The organism is Bradyrhizobium sp., from assembly GCF_016213215.1.
Lineage (GTDB): Bacteria > Pseudomonadota > Alphaproteobacteria > Rhizobiales > Xanthobacteraceae > Bradyrhizobium.
Genome location: NZ_JACRAW010000010.1, coordinates 18,114 through 35,794, shown reverse-complemented (window position 1 = coordinate 35,794; position 17,681 = coordinate 18,114). Strand labels below are relative to the sequence as shown.

Annotated in this window: 15 protein-coding genes, 1 tRNA gene and 1 pseudogene; 10 read left to right on the top strand and 7 right to left on the bottom strand. The window is 61.3% G+C overall.

From position 1 onward, the window contains the following. Positions 1–80: 80 nt before the first annotated feature. The gene (locus HY852_RS03215) at positions 81–275 is read right to left on the bottom strand and encodes a hypothetical protein (RefSeq protein WP_291602553.1); all 195 of its coding nucleotides are present in this window, start codon (positions 273–275) and stop codon (positions 81–83) included. Between the two features lie 230 nt (positions 276–505). Here HY852_RS03215 and HY852_RS03210 point away from each other — a divergent pair, with 230 nt between their 5' ends. Both HY852_RS03210 and HY852_RS03205 read left to right on the top strand, forming a co-directional pair. Next, entirely contained in the window at positions 506–1,372 is an 867-nt protein-coding gene (locus tag HY852_RS03210) for an SIR2 family protein (protein WP_291602551.1), read from the top strand. Between the two features lie 145 nt (positions 1,373–1,517). Then, positions 1,518–1,718 carry a hypothetical protein gene (locus HY852_RS03205; RefSeq protein WP_291602549.1) on the top strand — a complete coding sequence of 67 codons (201 nt, stop codon included), beginning with the start codon at positions 1,518–1,520 and terminating at the stop codon, positions 1,716–1,718. A gap of 340 nt (positions 1,719–2,058) precedes the next feature. Here HY852_RS03205 and HY852_RS03200 read toward each other — a convergent pair whose 3' ends face one another. Beyond that, positions 2,059–2,481: a response regulator gene (locus HY852_RS03200; RefSeq protein ID WP_291602547.1), complete on the bottom strand. Its 423-nt coding sequence runs from the start codon at positions 2,479–2,481 to the stop codon at positions 2,059–2,061. A gap of 87 nt (positions 2,482–2,568) precedes the next feature. On the opposite strand from HY852_RS03200, the pseudogene HY852_RS03195 reads away from it, so the two are divergent. The 6 genes and pseudogenes from HY852_RS03195 to HY852_RS03170 all read left to right on the top strand — a co-directional run. After that, a pseudogene (locus tag HY852_RS03195) lies at positions 2,569–3,552 on the top strand (chemotaxis protein CheB); the annotation flags it as partial. Between the two features lie 543 nt (positions 3,553–4,095). Further along, on the top strand, positions 4,096–7,269 hold the full coding sequence (locus HY852_RS03190; RefSeq protein WP_291602544.1) for a CheR family methyltransferase: 3,174 nt from the start codon (positions 4,096–4,098) through the stop codon (positions 7,267–7,269). Then, positions 7,269–8,009: a Crp/Fnr family transcriptional regulator gene (locus HY852_RS03185; RefSeq protein ID WP_291602541.1), complete on the top strand. Its 741-nt coding sequence runs from the start codon at positions 7,269–7,271 to the stop codon at positions 8,007–8,009. The genes HY852_RS03190 and HY852_RS03185 overlap by 1 nt, the downstream gene beginning before the upstream one ends. 618 nt (positions 8,010–8,627) lie before the next feature. Then, the gene (gene dctP, locus HY852_RS03180) at positions 8,628–9,626 is read left to right on the top strand and encodes a TRAP transporter substrate-binding protein DctP (RefSeq protein WP_291602537.1); all 999 of its coding nucleotides are present in this window, start codon (positions 8,628–8,630) and stop codon (positions 9,624–9,626) included. Between the two features lie 69 nt (positions 9,627–9,695). Then, the gene (locus tag HY852_RS03175; RefSeq protein ID WP_291602535.1) at positions 9,696–10,271 is read left to right on the top strand and encodes a TRAP transporter small permease; all 576 of its coding nucleotides are present in this window, start codon (positions 9,696–9,698) and stop codon (positions 10,269–10,271) included. Then, positions 10,268–11,593: a TRAP transporter large permease gene (locus HY852_RS03170; protein WP_291602532.1), complete on the top strand. Its 1,326-nt coding sequence runs from the start codon at positions 10,268–10,270 to the stop codon at positions 11,591–11,593. The genes HY852_RS03175 and HY852_RS03170 overlap by 4 nt, the downstream gene beginning before the upstream one ends. A gap of 130 nt (positions 11,594–11,723) precedes the next feature. Here the strand turns inward: HY852_RS03170 and HY852_RS03165 are convergent, their stop codons facing one another. Then, a complete protein-coding gene (locus tag HY852_RS03165; protein WP_291602530.1) occupies positions 11,724–12,422 on the bottom strand; it encodes a cation transporter in 699 nt (232 codons plus the stop codon). Between the two features lie 241 nt (positions 12,423–12,663). Between HY852_RS03165 and HY852_RS03160 the strand changes: the two genes are divergently transcribed. Further along, positions 12,664–13,122, top strand: a complete 459-nt coding sequence (locus tag HY852_RS03160) for a DUF6766 family protein (protein WP_291602527.1) — start codon at positions 12,664–12,666, stop codon at positions 13,120–13,122. A gap of 117 nt (positions 13,123–13,239) precedes the next feature. Here the strand turns inward: HY852_RS03160 and HY852_RS03155 are convergent, their stop codons facing one another. Both HY852_RS03155 and HY852_RS03150 read right to left on the bottom strand, forming a co-directional pair. Continuing rightward, entirely contained in the window at positions 13,240–14,388 is a 1,149-nt protein-coding gene (locus HY852_RS03155) for an acyltransferase (protein WP_291602526.1), read from the bottom strand. A 106-nt stretch (positions 14,389–14,494) separates the two neighbouring features. Then, positions 14,495–14,584 (bottom strand) — tRNA-Ser (locus HY852_RS03150). Between the two features lie 184 nt (positions 14,585–14,768). Between HY852_RS03150 and HY852_RS03145 the strand changes: the two genes are divergently transcribed. Continuing rightward, on the top strand, positions 14,769–15,104 hold the full coding sequence (locus HY852_RS03145; protein ID WP_291602524.1) for a hypothetical protein: 336 nt from the start codon (positions 14,769–14,771) through the stop codon (positions 15,102–15,104). Positions 15,105–15,173: 69 nt separating this feature from the next. Here the strand turns inward: HY852_RS03145 and HY852_RS03140 are convergent, their stop codons facing one another. Further along, positions 15,174–16,637 carry a trehalose-6-phosphate synthase gene (locus HY852_RS03140; RefSeq protein WP_291602522.1) on the bottom strand — a complete coding sequence of 488 codons (1,464 nt, stop codon included), beginning with the start codon at positions 16,635–16,637 and terminating at the stop codon, positions 15,174–15,176. Between the two features lie 206 nt (positions 16,638–16,843). Continuing rightward, positions 16,844–17,680 carry a trehalose-phosphatase gene (gene otsB, locus HY852_RS03135; RefSeq protein ID WP_291602521.1) on the bottom strand — a complete coding sequence of 279 codons (837 nt, stop codon included), beginning with the start codon at positions 17,678–17,680 and terminating at the stop codon, positions 16,844–16,846. Position 17,681: the final 1 nt, after the last annotated feature.

Below are 17,681 nucleotides of genomic sequence, written 5' to 3'. Positions count from 1 at the left end.
CTCCGCACCGACTTGATCTACGTTGAGATCCGCCCCGGACGATTGATCGGGGGTTGCCGATTGCGGAGGCCCATCGCGCCCTAGGGCCATTCGATCGGTTCGAAGCGAAGGCCGCGCCGAACCATCTCGTCACGCAGTTCCTGCGCGTATTGCTTCGCGTGTTCCCCAAGCAGCCGATAACGTCCATTGCTGTTCTTGAGGTCTGCAGCGAGCTGCTGCCGCACATTCTCGTAAAGAGTCAGAAGACTCTGATCCGAACTGCCGCCGAACTTCATTCCTGTCCCCGCCTGTCAGGATCGCGTTGGTCGATTCAAGAGTGCGGGAGCAGCGCGCCGGCGGCACTAACATACTTTAGTGAAGCAGGTCGTTTCGTTCGAGGACCACCTCTGCGCGCCCGCCTGCAAGTGAGCGCCCGATCACACCGCGATGCGCCCAAACTCTGCACATGCTGGTCCTCCAAAGGACTCTGTTAGGAACCGAGCCTTGTTTCGGTCATTCAACAGGCATGAACGTCACGCAAACGGGCCTGGAGCGCGCAGCGTCGCCGCACGAAATGCTCGCAGCCGCGATGCGGCGCAAGCACGCAATTCTGTTCGTCGGCGCCGGCGTATCGATGGCCGTTGGGCTGCCGTCCTGGCAAACTCTCATCGATCACTTGCTCGGAGAGCTCGGGCTTGAAAGCAGCGTGATCGTCGGGATGCACGATGGCTACCAGATGCTGGCCGAGTACTACCGCCTTAAAAGGGGCGGCATCGGGCCTCTGCGCAGCTGGCTTGACAGAAACTGGAAAGTCGCGCCGGACCGTGTTGCCGCGTCGCGGCTCCACAGGCTTATCGTCGAGCTCGACTTTCCGGTTATCTACACCACCAATTACGATCGGAATCTGGAGATCGCATTCGAGGTGTATGGTAAGCCGTATGCCAAGATCGGCAACGCCAGGGAGATCGCCGGAGCTCCGGCGGGCGTCACCCACATCATCAAATATCATGGCGACTTTGACGACGATGTCTCGCTTGTTCTGACCGAGACCGACTTCCTGAACCGACTGTCATTCAATTCACCGCTGGACGTCAGGTTTCGTGCGGATGCGCTGGCCAACACCATCCTTTTCATCGGATACAGCATGTCGGATCCGAACATCCGGCTGTTGATGCATCGCATCTGGCAGATGTGGGAGGAGTCCGACCACAGGCACGACCGCCCGAAGTCCTTCATCTTCATGCCGTCGCACAATCCCGTGCAGGAGGCCGTCCTGGCGAAGTGGGGCATTACCATGGTGACGCCTCGCAACGAGTCGAATGTGGATCATGGGCTGGCGGATTTTCTGTCCGACCTCCAGGCTCAACTGAATTCGGCAGCGGACCGAACCTGATTGGACAGCCGCCCACAGCTCGCAAGCAAGGCGCTGCCTTACGTTGGTTCTCCTGCGGGATTCTCCCAAGATTCTTAACATACCTGATTTCGGGCACGACGAGATGCTTGGCATTTTGTCGAGGGCAAGTCGGAGGGGAACTCCCATGCTTGATGCCGACATCACCGCTCTGCTGCGCGCCCTTGTGAACGAAATGCGCGAGGGGGCCTCCCAGAACGAAACGGGCGCTGCAACGCACGTCGCTTCGAAAATGCTGGAAGAGACCGGCAAGGGCGAGACCCCAGCTGACGCTCTCAAGCAAGCGGGCCAAAAGGTCCTCAGCGCCGCGCCGACGATGTGGCGGTGATCGCGTCCAGGGCTCGACCGGCTTGCTGTCAGCTTGTCTGGTTGGCGGCTTTGAGTGCCTGCTCGCACAACCTCTTCTCAAAGCTGAGCCCTGCCCTTGACCAGCTGGTCAGGCAATCGTGTCCTTTGGCGAAGGTTTCAAGACGTCCGAGCGTCGCGTCATTGGTTCCGAATAGCCGAACGAAGTCGGCATGCCCGAACAAAGGGTCTCGCCCGGCTAGGTGTTCAAGGCGATCTTCAAGGACAGGAAGGTTGATTGGCGGCGCCATAGACAAAAGACAAAGCCACGCCGCAGCTTTCCCATTTTGATGGAGGTCAACGTCGCCAAGTCGCGACACGAGTTACCGCTTTTGCAGAAGGTCGCTCAGCTCGCGGACCAAAGCAGCGATGTCCAGAGGCTTAGAGAGGAGCACCACGTCGTCAAATTCGGGCGCGACAACGTTCCTGTCATAACCCGTAGTGAACAGAAAGGGAACATTTCGGGACCGCAGTGCACGGGCCAATGGGAAGACCATTTCGCTCGCGACGTTTACATCGAGCACGGCCGCGTCGACCCGCTCTCCGCTTTCCAGAAGCGTGCTGGCTTCGTCGATCTGGTTGACGGGTCCGAGGATTTGCGCACCAACCAGATTCAGCTCGCGACTGATGTCGTCGGCCAGAAAATATTCGTCTTCGACGACCAGAACCCGCCGCCCGGCGAGCGGAGCCGGTACCGCAAATGCACCTAATCCTGCCGCAAATGCAGCTAGCTGAAATAGAGACATTGGCCTGCAACTATCTATCGCCGGGATCGAGGAACCTAAGCGCGCGACGTGTCTTGTGCCAGAACCCGTTCGGCATCATTGGGTTCCATGAGCAACCGAGATATTGTCGTGATCGGAGGCTCCTCCGGCGCGACTGACCCGCTAAAGGAGATATTGAGCCGCCTGCCGGCTGACCTGCCGGCGGCTATTCTGGCCGTTCTGCATATCCCCTCCGGTGGCATCGGCATCCTTTCCACGGTCGCCAGCGCGGCCAGCAAGTTGCCGGTCCGCCAGGCCGAAAACGGCATGCCGATCCAAAGCGGGCACGTCTATGTCGGCGCGCCCGATCATCATCTCCTCGTGTTCGACGGCCATATCGTCCTTGGCCGGGGCCCGCGCGAAAATATGGCGAGGCCGGCAATCGATCCCCTGTTCCGCTCGGCCGCCCTGCACTATGGCCCCCGCGTGATTGGCGTGGTGCTCAGCGGCAATCTGTGCGACGGAGCAGCGGGCCTGAATGCCATCAAGCGCCGCGGCGGCGTGGCGCTGGTACAGGATCCTGCGGATGCAATTGTCAACGAGATGCCCTCCCGGGCGCTGGAGGCAACCACGGTCGATCTCTGCGTTCCGGGTGCGCTTCTCGGCGACGTGCTGTCCGACCTGGTCCGGGAACGGCCCGGTGCGGCGCTTCCTGTCTCACCCGAACTGGCACTTGAGGTGGCGATTGCAGCGGGCGAGGGAATCGACAAGGAGAACCTGACAAACATCGCTGATGCTACCGCATTGACTTGTCCGGGCTGCGGCGGCGTGTTGTCCAATATCAGAGGCGACCGCCCGTTGCGATTTCGTTGCCAGGCTGGCCACGCCTATACCGCCGACGCCCTGGCCCGGCATGAGGAAAGCCGGGTGGACGAAGCGTTGCGCGTCGCTTTGCGCATCATCGAAGAGCGCGCCGAACTCGTCCACCGCATGGCGGAGGGCGGCCGCCAAAGCGGCCGGGCTGCCGTCGCGCAAATGTATGACGCGAGAGCGGCTGAATACCGACGTTATGCGGACCTTATTCGCCGCGCCGTAATTGACTCACTTGATCCGCAACGACCAAAGCCCCGATGGAGGTGGTCGATGACGGCAGTGCCACCCACCTCGGCGGAACGGCCTGCTCAGATCGAGGCCGAGAAGCGGATGCTGGCGAAGGCCGAAGCCGACCTCGAAAACGGCCGGACCCGCTTGCGGAACCAGAAGGCTCTCCTGACGATCGTGCATGACTCGGAGCGCGATGCCGAGCAAGCCGAGCGTCTCGCGGCTTTGCTCAGGCAGACACTGATCGAATGGGAGCGCCACCGCAACCTGATCGAGCGCCGGATCGCTTACCTCGAAGGGCGAACTCAGGCCGGGTAGTCCGAGGCGCCGTGATCTTGCCCTGCACCGGGTCGTCGCCCGCAGCTACCCCCGCTGACCCGGGGGGCCACTTCCGCGGATGATCCTGCCTGGGGGTGCGCCGTTGCACCGTCAAAGGCGTGCCTGGAGGCGCGCCGGCTTCCAGGCGAACGGCTATTTTGCCGGTCAGACGGTTCGGCTAAGGTAGATCAGCAAATCTGGACAGAATCTTTATGAGCGACGGAAGTCATTCTGCGTATGAGCAATGATAATGGGGGATCGCAGGCGGCAGGAGAAAGCCGGCACCGACGAGCTCCGCTGATCGTCGGGGTCGGCGCCTCCGCCGCCGCGATGGACAGCATCGAGCGGTTCTTCTCCAGGCTTGCGCTCGCGCCGGACCAGGCGCTCGTGCTTGTGCTTCAGCAGCGCGAGGCATTCAGCGACGACTGGATTCGCGACAGGCTGCGGCGCCTGGAGGGCGCCAGGCTGTCGGAGGCAGGCGATGGCGCGCTCATCGAGGGCAACACCATCTACCTTTGCCCGGCGGGCAGGATCACGACCGTGCAGGGCAACCAGTTTGCGGTCCGAAACGCCGAACAGGCGCCCGGCGCGCGAGCGACCATCGACAGCTTTCTCGTCTCGCTTGCCGAACACCGATCGGAGCAATCCATCGGGGTCGTTCTGGCCGGAACGGGCACAGACGGCACCCTGGGGGTCGCCACGCTCAAGGACCATGGCGGCCTCGCCATCGCGGAGCGCCTGCTGAGCGACGCTTCAGACCCTTTCGTCGAAGGCAATAATGCCGCCGCGATTGCCGATTTCGTCCTCGCGGCGGAGGAGATCGCGGAACATATCCAGGTTCACGCGCGGCATCTGCGGCGGCTTGAGGACAAGCAGGGCTTCGACGAGGTGCTGGCCGCGGCTTCTCCCTCGTTGACGAAGATTGCGGACATACTCCGACACAAGACCGGCAATGATTTTCACGGCTACAAGCAGAACACCTTCCTTCGTCGCGTGCAGCGACGCATGCAGGTGTTGCAGATCGACGACATTGCGGCCTATGTCGATTTCCTGCGCAAGGAAAAGGACGAGGCCCAGCATCTGTTCAACGATCTGTTGATCGGGGTGACCGAGTTTTTCCGCGACAAGTGCGAGTTCGAATTGCTCGAGACCCTGGTCATCCCGAAGATCTTCGAAAACAAGACGGCCGGACAGCAGGTGCGCGTCTGGGTTCTCGGCTGCGCGACCGGCGAGGAGGTATACTCGATCGGCATTCTGTTGCGCGAACACATGGCGAGGATGGACACGGCGCCTCAGGTTCAGATCTTCGCGACCGATATCGACGGCCCGGCGCTGGCCACGGCCCGGGTCGGCCGCTACCGCACCAACGTCGAGAGCGAGATGTCCCCCGAGCGGCTGGCGCGCTGGTTCGTACGCGAGGGCGACACGTACTGCGTGGTCAAGGAGCTGCGGGAGATGTGTATCTTCTCCCAGCACAACGTGATCAAGGACGCGCCCTTCTCCAAGCTCGACCTGGTGTCCTGTCGCAATCTCCTGATCTATCTGAATTCGGAACTGCAGGACCGGGTGATTCCGCTGTTTCATTTCGCGCTGCTGCCGGACCGCTTCCTGTTCCTCGGCAATTCCGAAAACGTTACGCGGCATCAAAAACTCTTCGCGCCGGTGGATCGTCGCGCCCGCATCTTCCGAAAAGTGGATAGCGGCACGCGGCTGCCGCCGGAATTCCCGATTGCGACCGCCTCGGGCCGACCCCCGGTCGAGGTGCCGCCGGTTCATGCCTTCGCGCCGGATGTCGGACTCGAGCGTCGGGCCCAGCGCATCGCCGAGCGATACGCGCCGGCCTATGTCATCACCGACGAGAGATTCCACGTCCTGCATTTCTCCGGGCGCACCGGGCGCTTTATCGACCCGACGGCCGGCGCAGCGACGCTCGATCTCCTGCAGCTCGTTCATCGTGATCTCCGGCTCGAGCTGCGCACCGCGCTCGGCCGCGCGGCCGAGATCAACGAGACCGCCCATGCCGGACAGGTTTCGCTCGGTCTCCAGGGCGACCGGCTTCTGGTCGATATCACGGTCGAGCCCATTCCCGAGGGACCGAACGGGCAACGCAATTTCGTCGTCTTGTTCAGAGACGGGTCGGCGCGCACCGCCGACAACCAGAGTGGCGACGCCAATGAATTGGTGCGCAGCGAGCACGTCGAACGGATCGAGAGCGAACTGCGGGCCACCCGCGAGCGGCTGCAGGCGACCATCGAGGAGCTTGAAAGCACGAATGAGGAACTGAAATCCTCCAACGAAGAATACCAGTCGCTCAACGAGGAGCTGCAATCGGCCAACGAGGAACTGGAAACCTCGCGCGAGGAGCTGCAGTCGGTCAACGAGGAATTGACCACGGTCAACGGCGAACTGGCGCATCGCGTGCAGGAACTGACTCGCGCGACCAGCGATCTGAGGAATTTCCTCGAAAGCACGCAGATCGCAACCTTGTTCCTGGACAACGACATGCGCGTGATGAATTTCACGCCGGCGATCACCCAGGTGCTGCACGTCCTGGAGACGGACATCGGAAGGCCGATCGCGCACATCAAGTCCAAGATCCCGATCGAGGAGCTTTACGACGACGTCCGTCGCGTCCTGCGGACATTGGCGAGCGCCGAACGCGAGCTCACCGCGTCGGACAGCGGCACGCGCTACATCGTCCGTATCCTGCCGTATCGCAGCATCGAGAACTTCATTGCCGGTGTGGTCATCACCTTCGTCGATGTGACCGCGGTCATTCGCGCCGAGGAGCGGCAGCGGTTGCTGCTGTCGGAGCTGCAGCATCGCGTCCGCAACACGCTCGGAGTTGTCCGTTCGATCGCGCGGCGTACCGCCCAAACCAGCCCGACCGTCGAGGACTTTGCCGCCCATCTCGACGGCAGGCTGAACGCATTCGCCCGCACCCAGGCCATGGTGACGCGCGATCCGGACGGCGGCGTCGACCTCGAATATCTCATCGTGGAGGAGCTGCTTGCCTACAACGCGCGGGAGGGCGAGCAGGTGCGCATTTCGGGTCCGAACGTGCGCCTTCAGCCGAAGCCCGCCGAGACCTTCGCGCTGGCGGTCCATGAGCTTGCGACCAACGCGCTCAAATATGGCGCTCTGAGAGAGCCTTCGGGCCGGATCGAAATCAGCTGGCGGATCGACGAGACCGGCATCCCCCCGCAGCTGATCTTCGACTGGCGTGAACGCGGCGGCCCTACCGTCACCGCGCCTCGGCGAAAGGGATTTGGCACGGAATTGCTGGAACGGACGCTCGCCTTCGAGTTCAAGGGGAGGACGAACCTGACGTTCAATCCACTGGGAGTCCATTACACGACCACGATCCCCTTGAGCCGCCGCATTGTGCACACTCCGGCGATGGATGGTTGATGAACTCGGCCAGGCACGAGGGTAGCCAGATTCAGCCGGTGCTTCGCCGGTTAAGCGCGTTCCGCCATTTGTCCGAGTGCGGGACCGCTGCGCTCGACAAGGCGATTCGCGAGCGGGTGCTGCGTGCCGGCACCGGGCAGGACCTGATCTGCGAAGGCGACATCCCGGACCGGGTTCGATTCATCCTGTCGGGCTGGCTCGCCCGCTACAAGACGCTGGAGGATGGACGGCGGCAGATCGTGAATTTCGTTCTGCCGGGCGATGCCTGCGATACGATGATCTACTTGCTTTCCGAGATGGACCACTCGATCGGGACCTTGACTCCGGTGGTCTATTCCGAGCTCGAGCGTCCGCAATTCGAACAGCTGATGGCGAGCGACAAGACGCTCGCGGAAGCGCTGTGGTGTGAATCGCTGGCGGGCAATGCGATCCGGCGCGAATGGGCGGTCAACATGGGCCGGCGGGTGGCGCTTGAGCGGGTTGCGCACTTGTTGTGCGAGATCATCGAGCGGCTGCGGCCGGTCGGCCTTGTCGACGGCAACAGCTGCGCCTTTCCGATCACCCAGATGGATCTTGCCGACGCCACCGGGCTCTCGGCCGTGCATCTCAACCGGACGCTGCAGGAACTGCGCGCCGCCGGCCTGATCGTACTTCGCGAACGCGTGCTCACGGTCAACGACCTCGATGCCCTGAAGACCGCGGCTTTGTTCAATCCGAACTACCTGCACTACGTCCATTGAGGCCGGTAGCAGCGGCACCTCGATGGCCACGCGGCCCTCTAACGCACATAAGAACCGCACGCAGATTGTTACCGCGGCGCCCGGGCATCGCGGCACTCGACCCAACGCCGTGCCCGCTAGCGGGATCTCGTCAGGAGGCGGACGAGGCGTAGAACGCTGTGGAGGAAGACACCAGCTTCGCTGGTCGGCTTGCACCACAGGCGCGGGCCAGTTGAGACCACCCGGATCGGGATTTCGTTTCCGCTCATTATATTGGTCTACAGGCATTATATTGGTGTACAGGCATTCAATTTCCCGAGCCGGGGGTGTGCGTCTGGCGCGGCGACTAACGGCTATTCTGGCGGCGGATGTCGCTGGCTGTCCTCGACTGATAGGTGCCGACGAGAAAGGCACGCTTGATGGTTCAAGACCTTTAGAAAACGCTTGTTGATCCCACGGTCACGTCGTCATACGGTCATCGATCGACGCTGCCCATACCCCGAATAATATAACGGTTGCATGCAGTTATAGAAGCGAGGGGCTTTGATGCTGTGAGCGATTTTGGCTATCGTTCGGCCGAACAGATGCAGCGGTATATCGGCCGCGCCAGAAGAGATCATATGGAGGAGGAAACATAAGATGAAGAATGTATCGATAGTATTGTTCGCTACGGCGACGGCGGCCATCCTGCTGTTGGCGCCGGCTCAAGCGCAAGTGACGCTGAAAGCCTCTCACCAATTCCCGGGCGGCAAAGGTGATCCGCGTGATGAGATGGTGCAGATCATCGCCAAGGAAGCCAAGGCCGCCAATGTCGGCCTCGAGATCCAAGTCTATCCGGGCGCCTCGCTATTCAAGCCCAACGACCAGTGGAACGCCATGGTCAACGGCCAACTCGACATTTCGTCCTTCCCGCTTGATTACGCCAGCGGAAAGGTGCGTGCCTTCGGTGCCACTCTGATGCCGGGCCTCGTGCGCAGCCATGATCGCGCCGCGCGCCTCGCGAATTCGCCATTCATGAAGGATATCAAGGCCAAGATCGAGAAGGCCGGCGTCATCGTGCTCGCCGATGCGTGGCTCGCCGGCGCTGTGGCCTCCAAGAAAGGCTGCGTCCGCAAGCCGGAAGATATCAAGGGCGTGAAGATCCGCTCCGCCGGCCCAACGTTCGCGGCCATGTGGCAGGCCGCAGGCGCTTCGATTGTCTCAATCCCGTCCAACGAAGTCTATAACGCGCTGCAGACGGGCGTCGCGGAGGCCACCGATACCTCGACCGGCAGCTTCGTCTCGTTCCGCATCTACGAGCAGGTCAAGTGCATCACCGCTCCGGGCGAAAATGCGCTGTGGTTCATGTACGAGCCGGTCCTGATGTCGAAGAAGGCGTTCAACAAGCTCAACAAGCAGCAACAGGACGTACTGCTCAAGGCCGGCAAGAAGTCGGAGGAATACTTCGCGAAGGAGAGCAAGGGTCTCGACGAAAAGATGGTCAAGACCTTCCAGGACAACAAGGTCGAAGTCGTCACCCTGTCGACGGCTGAGTACCAGGCCTGGATCGACGTGGCACAAAAGAGCTCCTACGCCGAGTTCGCCAAGGAAGTGCCCGACGGCAAGAAGCTGATCGAAGAGGCGCTGGCGGTCAAGTAACGGTCCTTCGACGGGATCGGCCGGCCGTTCGCCGGCCGGTCTCTTTGCTCTCACAGGAGCGGGGAACGGATGAACATTCTCAATCGACTTGTAACGCTTGTATCGCAAGCCTGCGGGATTTTCGCTTCCGCCCTGACGGCGGTCGCGGTGATCATTGTCTGCCAGATGGTGTTCATCCGCTATGTGCTCAACGAGAACACGATCTGGCAGACCGATTTCGTCACCTATAGCCTGATTGCGGCCACCTTCATCGGCGCGCCCTATGTGTTGTTGACCAAGGGCCACGTGAACGTGGATGTGCTGCCGATCTATGTGGGCGAACGAGCGCGTTACTGGCTCGCCATTTGCGCGATCACGGTCTCGCTGGTCTTTTGCATGTTAATGACCGTGCTCACCTATCAATTCTGGTACGATGCCTACGAGGGCGGCTGGGTGTCCGATACGATGTGGCGCGCCCGGCTGTGGATTCCCTATGGTGCCATGCCGGTGGGCCTGGGGATCCTCACGTTGCAGTATGTCGCCGATCTGCTCAATCTGCTGACCGGCCGCGAGCCGCCGTTCGGCCTGGAGGTTAAGGAGCGCTCCGTCGACGTCAGCTTGCCGGAGAGCGGGACCGAGGTGAACATTCCGGGAGTTGGCATATGAGCCCGTCTGCTCAAGGCATCCTCGTGCTCATCGCCACGGTGCTGGTTCTTCTGACCGGCGCGCCGGTCGCCTTTGCGCTCGGCGCCGTCGGCGTCGCCTTCCTGGTGCTGTTCCAGGGCGTCGATTCGCTGCAGGTTGCGGCGGAGACGCTCTATTCGGGCTTGAATGATTTCACGCTCGTCTCCATTCCGATGTTCATCATGATGGGGGCGGCGATCGGCTCGTCGCCGGCCGGCAAGGATCTCTATATCGCGCTTGATCGCTGGCTTTACCGAGTGCCAGGTGGGCTGGTGATTTCCAACATCGGCGCTTGCGCCCTGTTCGCGGCCCTGACTGGCTCCTCGCCTGCCACCTGCGCCGCCATAGGCAAGATGGGCATACCGGAGATGCGCGCGCGTGGTTACCCGGACGAAGTGGCAACGGGTTCGATCTGCGCCGGTGGCACGCTCGGCATCCTGATCCCGCCGTCGATCACTTTCATCCTGTACGGCATCGCGACCGAGACCTCCATCGGTCGGCTGTTCCTGGCCGGGGTGCTGCCGGGCTTGTTGCTGACCGGCCTCTTCATGCTGTGGACGCTGGCCTACATCTGGTACAAAGGCTTCCGTGCTTACGAGGCGGGATTCCGTTTCACCTGGCGCCAGAAGTTTGAATCGATTCCGAAGATTGCGCCCTTCCTGGTGATCGTGATCGGAGTGATGTACGTGCTGTACGGCGGCATTGCGACGCCGTCGGAAGCGGCAGGCGTCGGCGCCGCGCTCTGCGTCCTTATGGCGATGTTGATCTACCGCTTGTGGAGCCCAACGGCCTGGTGGCAAATACTGCGCTCGACCACGCGCGAGTCGGTGATGATCCTGATGATCATCGCGGCCGCCGTGCTGTTCGGCTATATGCTGACCTCGCTCTACATCACCCAGACGCTGGCGCAGGCCATTGCTGAGGCGCAGCTCAATCCCTGGGTGCTGATGGCACTCATCAACGTCTTCCTGCTGGTGTGCGGCTGCTTCATTCCGCCCGCCGGAATCATACTGATGACCGCACCGATCCTGCTGCCGATTATTACGGCCGCCGGTTTCGACCCGGTCTGGTTCGGCGTCATAGTGACCATCAACATGGAAATCGGGCTTATAACCCCGCCGGTCGGGCTGAACCTGTTCGTGGTCAACGCCATAGCGCCGGATGTGCCCACCAAGACGGTGCTGTGGGGCTCAGTGCCCTATGTCATGATGATGATTGTCTGCATCGTCATCCTCTCTATTTTCCCAAGTATCGCCACGTGGTTGCCCGACTACCTGATGGGTGTTGCTGTAGGGCCTAAATGAACACCGGCAAATAGGCGATCCAGACGAGAGGCGGCAACAGGGGGCGCGCATTCGCCAGACTCAGCGCAAGAGCCAGCGGCGGCGCTGGCAATCCTCGGGGCGAGCCTTGGCCCGGTACATCGATCCGGGATCAGACGCGAACCGTTGTGCGCTGGAAGAACTCCGTCCAGGCCTGTTTCAGAATCTGGACTGACGACGTAAGGAAGATTGCCGCCATCACCCCGGCCACCGCCAAGTCAGGCCAGGCGCTCGCAGTCCCCCAAACGGCGACTGATGCTATCATCACGATGACATTGCCGATGGCGTCGTTGCGCGAGCAAAGCCATACCGAGCGGACATTCGCGTCACCCTCCTTATAGCGCATGAGCAGCAGCACGGATGTCAGATTGGCCGCGAGGGCGAGAAGGCCAACGCCGCCCATCAGCTCAGCTCTTGGCAAGCCCAGCACAAGCGTTTGGTAGACAGTCGAACCAAACACCCACAAGGCCATCGCGCTCAGCGACAGGCCCTTGAAGAGGGCCGCCGTGGCCCGGGCTCTGAGACCGGCTCCGATCACCGCCAAGCTCAACCCGTAGGTGAGAGTATCGCCGAGAAAGTCCAGGGCATCGGCTTTCAAGGCCTGAGAACCTGCAAGATGGCCCGCCAGCATTTCAGTCAGGAACATCACGCCGTTAATGCCGATCACGATCCAAAGCATGCGCTTATAGCGACGATCGAGCCCGTCAAAGATCGGAACGCCGCCCGAGCAGCAAGTGTCTTTGTTGCAAACTTCAGCCGCGACGCCTTCCAGTTCGACTTGCCTTTCGGTGCCACAACAGCGATCAGGCATTCTTACCTCACAGCATTCATGGACGCAGCGCGCCGGCCCGCCAGCGCTCTCGGCCAGCGTTCATATATGCAACGCAAGCCTGAATAGGCACCGGGAACTTGGCACCCTTGGTTGGCTGCGGGAAGGCACCACCACCTGCCAGCCCGATGATCTCCTCGGCCTGAACCGGCTGGAACTCGCCCGATGAGCGCGCATTGGAACGGGGGGCGTCCGTGGCCGATGCGCAACAGGAGGCATTGACATGAAGCGCAGATCAATCTGGACACGATACGGTTTCGCATGGGTCACGGCGGCCCTGTTCATTATCACGCTGACGGGGCACTGGATATTTGGCTGGTTCGCCTATGTGGACGAGCAACGGGCGCTCCAACAGCCAATCGAGATCGGCGGCTATACCGTGCAGATGATGCGGGATACGCTTGAAAATTGGCAGTCCGAATTCCTGCAATTGGTGTGGCAGGTCGGGGGTCTCGCCATCCTCTTGCACGTCGGTTCTCCGCAATCGAAGGAGGGCGATGATCGAATGGAGGCCAAGATCGATGCAATTCTGCTGGCGATAGAGCCGAAGAAGGGCGACGAACTGCTGCGGAGCATCGACGAAGAGTATGAAGGGCGTCATACGGACGCTCGCTTTGTACGTATGCTTGAGCATGGAAGGAGCCGAACCGCAGCCAGGCAGGCCGCGGGACAGCAAGACTGACAGAGCAAGACTGACAAAAGCCGCCCGAATTTAACCCGACTCGTTCTCCCCGTCGTTCATGCAGACCCTGCCGCTCGACTGCGGTTGCCGGAAGAACTCGGCCAGCGCGGAAGCGCTTCAATCGGAACCGCGCAGATGAGCATTCTGCACAGAACCAAAATTCTGCGGCCCTCGCGATAGCTTTCGTGCCCACACTCTTATCGGGTTTTCGACGTGGTCGAGCGTTAGCTTCGCGGCGATAATCGTGAATGCCACCGTGAGCACGCTCACGATAAGATTCTGGAAGGGGAAGGTATCGCCCTTAAAGAAGATCCAGCAGATCATCAGGGCAAGACAGATACAGTAAACGTGCAACATGTACATTCCATAGGAAATTTCGCCTAGAAATCTGGTCAGGCTGTTTTCTATCTGCAAAATCGAATTTTTGTTGAACGCGGCATTGAGGATTACAATTGAGAAGGCGAGCGCGTCCCACCGGAGGTCGAAATACCGCTCCTTGCCAGTTGTGATGGCGGCGGTGATTACCATCACCACGGCGGCGAGTGCCGCACACTGGAGTGCCGGAGAAAACAGAAAAGCGTTGAGACGATGAATATTAAGGCTGTAGATCAGATAGGTTAGGCAGCCGACGGCAATGGTGCTGTAAAAGATCGGCGACCAGTTGAATCGGATGAAGCTGCCGCATGTCACGAAATGGCAGGTCACCCGACCAGTAAGCGTAAAGAACTCGTCCGCAAAAACAACGGCGGCCAGAGCAACTATCAAGGATATTTTGCCAAACCTCCGCATCATCAAGGGATAGAGCAGGTAAAAGCTCTCTTCCACGGCAATGCTCCACGTCTGTCCCATAAAGAGCGGACGGTCTGCGTAGCCGGGGAGCACGAGGATGATAAAGAAATAGTCCCAGAAATTCATTTGCTGGTAGAAGCTGGCCCCCTCAACAAGCCAATTCAGCACCAAGGCTGGAATCGTGACCAGAAAATACAGCGGCCAAATTCGTGCGATCCGCCGAATGTAAAAGCGTCTGAGATCGATCGCTCCGTTTGCCGCAATTTCTCTATCGAGCAGGTAGGTAATCAATATTCCGCTGATGCAGAAAAAAATGATGACGCCGAACCTGCCGGAAATCCACAGCCATTCGCGATCGATATACCCGCCAAACTCTCGCTGAACCGTTGTTGCGTGTTGCAGCATCACAACGAGGACGCTGATCGTGCGCAGCCCGTTCAGGTTTGGCAAATAACCGCTATGCATTGGTTGCCCCATGCGTTCTATCCATACCTGCTCTGGGATGGTCGCGACTAGAAAACTCCCGAGCCGGGGACGAATCTGGGGACCTGCCGCAACATACTAGCTGGTTACCGTTTAAGAGTGGCGGAGAGAGTGGGATTCGAACCCACGGTACGGTTTCCCGCACACACGCTTTCCAAGCGTGCGCCTTAAGCCACTCGGCCATCTCTCCGAAGGCCCCTCTCTTGAAGGGCCGGGGCGGATTTTGCAAGGGTATGCGGAACGGTCCGCCGAAATTTCCTTAAAACTTTGTCTTTCAAGGACAATTCGCGGCAGACCAGAGCGCCTTTTTCGGCTTTGCGCTGAACCGGGTAGCCTTGTCGCGCGACGATTCACGGCAGGGAAAGCCAAAGGCCATGACCATCTTTCGATCCATCTTCGCCCTCAGCCTCTTGTCCGCCTGGGTCGCCGTTGCCGCGGCGCAGCCCGCAGCGGCACCGGTCTGCACCCGCCAGGGCATCGACGTCACCTGCAATGACGGACGGCGCGGCGTGCTGCTAGGCGAGGCTATCATCTGGGCCGATGGCACGCGATCCAGCTCTTCGCCCCATCAGAGCGTGATCATCGGCAACAAATCCTCGGTGCATGTCGGCCAAGGCGTGTTCGTCGGCGATGGCAATGGCGCGGTGCCGCTCAACGATCCCAACAAGACGCGTTGCGCCATCCTCGACGGCGTGTCCTACTGTTACTGAAACGGACGGCCTCGCGCACGGCCTCGGCTGCAGGTCCATCGGTCACTGCAGCCCGCGCCGGCGCTTGCGTTACGACCTCAATGTGAGCCCCGCCCCGGAAATGGCCGAGCGCAGCCAGCGCAGCGGCTCGGGGACCGGCGCCTCCAGGGCCGACCGCTCGGACCGGCACTCCTCGAGCGCCTCGACAAACTCGGCAAACCAGTGCTGGATGGTGTGGGCGCGAAGCTTCTTCATCATCGCTTCCCAGCGCATGCGACGCTCGACCAGCGGCATCGAAACCGCAATTCCGATCGCGCGCGCCATGCTGTCGATGTCGTGAGGGTTGACCAGCAGCGCGGTATCGAGCTCCTTGGCGGCGCCGGCAAATTTCGACAGCACCAGGACGCCCGGATCGGCCGGGTTCTGCGCCGCCACGTATTCCTTCGCCACCAGGTTCATGCCGTCATGCAGCGGCGTCACGACGCCGATCTGCGCGGTTCGATAAAGCCCGGCCAGCACCGACTGACTGTAGCCCTTGTTGAGATAGCGGATCGGGGTCCAGTCCGCCTCCCCGTGGCGCCCGTTGACGTCGCTGACGAGTCTCGCGACCTCGTTCTGCAGGTTGCCGTAGGCCTCGATTGCGCCGCGCGAGGGCGTTGCGATCTGGAGCAGCGACACGGTTCGAGCGAGGGCGGGCTGCATGGTCCACAGCCGGTCGAACGCGCTGATGCGGTTGATCAGCCCCTTGGAATAGTCGAGCCGGTCGACGCCGATCGCAAGCTTCTCGCCGTGCAGGCTGCGCCGCAGCCGCGACACGTCAGGATGCGACGCGGCCTTCGCCGCGTACTGCGCGAACAGGTCCGCGTCGATGCCGATGGGGAAAACGGCCAGTCGCGTCCGGCCGTGGTGAGAAGTGACGCACCCGCCCTTCACCGCAAGCCCGAGCTCCGATTGCACATAGGCGAGGAAATTGTCGCAGTCTTCGCGAGTCTGGAAGCCGATCAGATCGAAGGCGAGCATCGCCTCGATCAGTTCGCGATGATGCGGGACGCCTTCGACGACCGCGAGTGCGGGCCACGGCGTGTGCAGGAAGAAGCCGATCGGTTCGGTCACGCCGAGCTGGCGCAACTCGGCCCCTAACGCCAGGAAGTGATAGTCCTGCACCCAGAACGCGGTGTCCGGCTTGCGAAACCGCAAGAGCGCGCGCGCCATGAAGGCGTTGACCTCGCGATAGGACAGGTAATCGTCCTGCTGCACGCGGATCAGGTCCGTGCGCGAATGCAGCGCCGGCCACAGCGCCGAATTGGCGAAGCCTTCGTAATAGCCGCCGTAGTGCGCCGAGGGCAGGTCGAGCAGCGCCAGCGCGCCGGCACCAAGCGCTTCGATCTCCGCGAATGGTTCCTTCTGCTGACCCTCGCGAACCCTCCCCGAGGACCCCACCCAGATTGCTCCGGAATGCTCCACCACCGGGAGCAGCGCGGCAGCAAGACCTCCCGTCATGGGTTCGGTTGTCTTGCTGCGCGCGAGGCGATTTGAAACGACGACGAGCTTCACAGGTCGTCCCCTCCCGTTATTCCGTCCCGTTTAACTGGCGTTCATCAATATGGTTCCGAGTCATCGTTTCAGCCAAATGAAACCAAATTCGGGCCGCGCGCGACGGAACTTTTGACGCGCGTGAAAAGAAATTTCAGATGCGCAGACGAGTCTTGCGGAAGGTGTTCCGCCGCACGTTGTGAGCCGGAACTGCGACACGCAATCGATTATGACGCGGCGGTGGCGGATTCGTCGTCAAGCAGCCGCGCGAGGAATTGCCTGACGTCGCGCGGCGCATCGAAGTGCCCGTCAACGCCCCTCACGCGCCGGCCCACCGAGAAGGAGAGCCCGTTGAATTCGGGCATGATGCCGAAGACGCTTTCGTCGGTCACATCGTCGCCGATGAAAAGCGGACGGCGTCCCTTGAACGGCTCCCTAGACATCAATTCGTGCACGCCGGTCGCCTTGGTGAACCCGGAATGCTTGATCTCGCAGACCAGCTTGCCCGGCAACACCTCGATCGGTGCGTTGGGCAGGTCGGCGCGGATCAGCGACACCGCCTCATAGATCGCGTTCTCCGCATGCGGCGCCAGGCGATAATGAAGCGCGAGCGAGTAGCCCTTGTCTTCGAGCAGGATGCCGGGGCTGAGCTTGGCGATGGCCGCCAGGCGCCGCTTCAGTTCCTTCTCCCTCGGCGGCGCGTGAATGTCGACGGCCTCGGCGTCGGTCGCCAGGCGCATCTCGGCGCCATGGCCGCCGACCGCCGGGAACTGGTCGGGCGCGAAAATAAGGTCAATATCGTTGAGCGAGCGGCCGCTTACCAGCGCCAGCGCGCCGGACGTCCGCCGAAGCAGACGGTTGAGCGTTCTGGCCAGTCCGGGCGGCACCCACACCTCGCGCGGCGTGGGCATAAGGTCGAGCAGCGTGCCGTCGATGTCGAGCAGGATCGCCGTCTCGCTCAAATGCGGCACCAGCGCATGAGGCACCGGGACGAATTCCGGTGTCTCTTCCTGTTCCGGCGGGAACTGTTCGTCCAAGGTCGCTTCCAAGAGATCCTGACTCATT

Bases quoted from the DNA above. Each gene is read 5' to 3' on its own strand.
- HY852_RS03215 (WP_291602553.1), bottom strand. From the start codon at position 275: ATGAAGTTCGGCGGCAGTTCGGATCAGAGTCTTCTGACTCTTTACGAG.
- HY852_RS03210 (WP_291602551.1), top strand. From the start codon at position 506: ATGAACGTCACGCAAACGGGCCTGGAGCGCGCAGCGTCGCCGCACGAA.
- HY852_RS03205 (WP_291602549.1), top strand. From the start codon at position 1,518: ATGCTTGATGCCGACATCACCGCTCTGCTGCGCGCCCTTGTGAACGAA.
- HY852_RS03200 (WP_291602547.1), bottom strand. From the start codon at position 2,481: ATGTCTCTATTTCAGCTAGCTGCATTTGCGGCAGGATTAGGTGCATTT.
- HY852_RS03190 (WP_291602544.1), top strand. From the start codon at position 4,096: ATGAGCAATGATAATGGGGGATCGCAGGCGGCAGGAGAAAGCCGGCAC.
- HY852_RS03185 (WP_291602541.1), top strand. From the start codon at position 7,269: ATGAACTCGGCCAGGCACGAGGGTAGCCAGATTCAGCCGGTGCTTCGC.
- dctP (WP_291602537.1), top strand. From the start codon at position 8,628: ATGAAGAATGTATCGATAGTATTGTTCGCTACGGCGACGGCGGCCATC.
- HY852_RS03175 (WP_291602535.1), top strand. From the start codon at position 9,696: ATGAACATTCTCAATCGACTTGTAACGCTTGTATCGCAAGCCTGCGGG.
- HY852_RS03170 (WP_291602532.1), top strand. From the start codon at position 10,268: ATGAGCCCGTCTGCTCAAGGCATCCTCGTGCTCATCGCCACGGTGCTG.
- HY852_RS03165 (WP_291602530.1), bottom strand. From the start codon at position 12,422: ATGCCTGATCGCTGTTGTGGCACCGAAAGGCAAGTCGAACTGGAAGGC.
- HY852_RS03160 (WP_291602527.1), top strand. From the start codon at position 12,664: ATGAAGCGCAGATCAATCTGGACACGATACGGTTTCGCATGGGTCACG.
- HY852_RS03155 (WP_291602526.1), bottom strand. From the start codon at position 14,388: ATGGGGCAACCAATGCATAGCGGTTATTTGCCAAACCTGAACGGGCTG.
- HY852_RS03145 (WP_291602524.1), top strand. From the start codon at position 14,769: ATGACCATCTTTCGATCCATCTTCGCCCTCAGCCTCTTGTCCGCCTGG.
- otsB (WP_291602521.1), bottom strand. From the start codon at position 17,680: ATGAGTCAGGATCTCTTGGAAGCGACCTTGGACGAACAGTTCCCGCCG.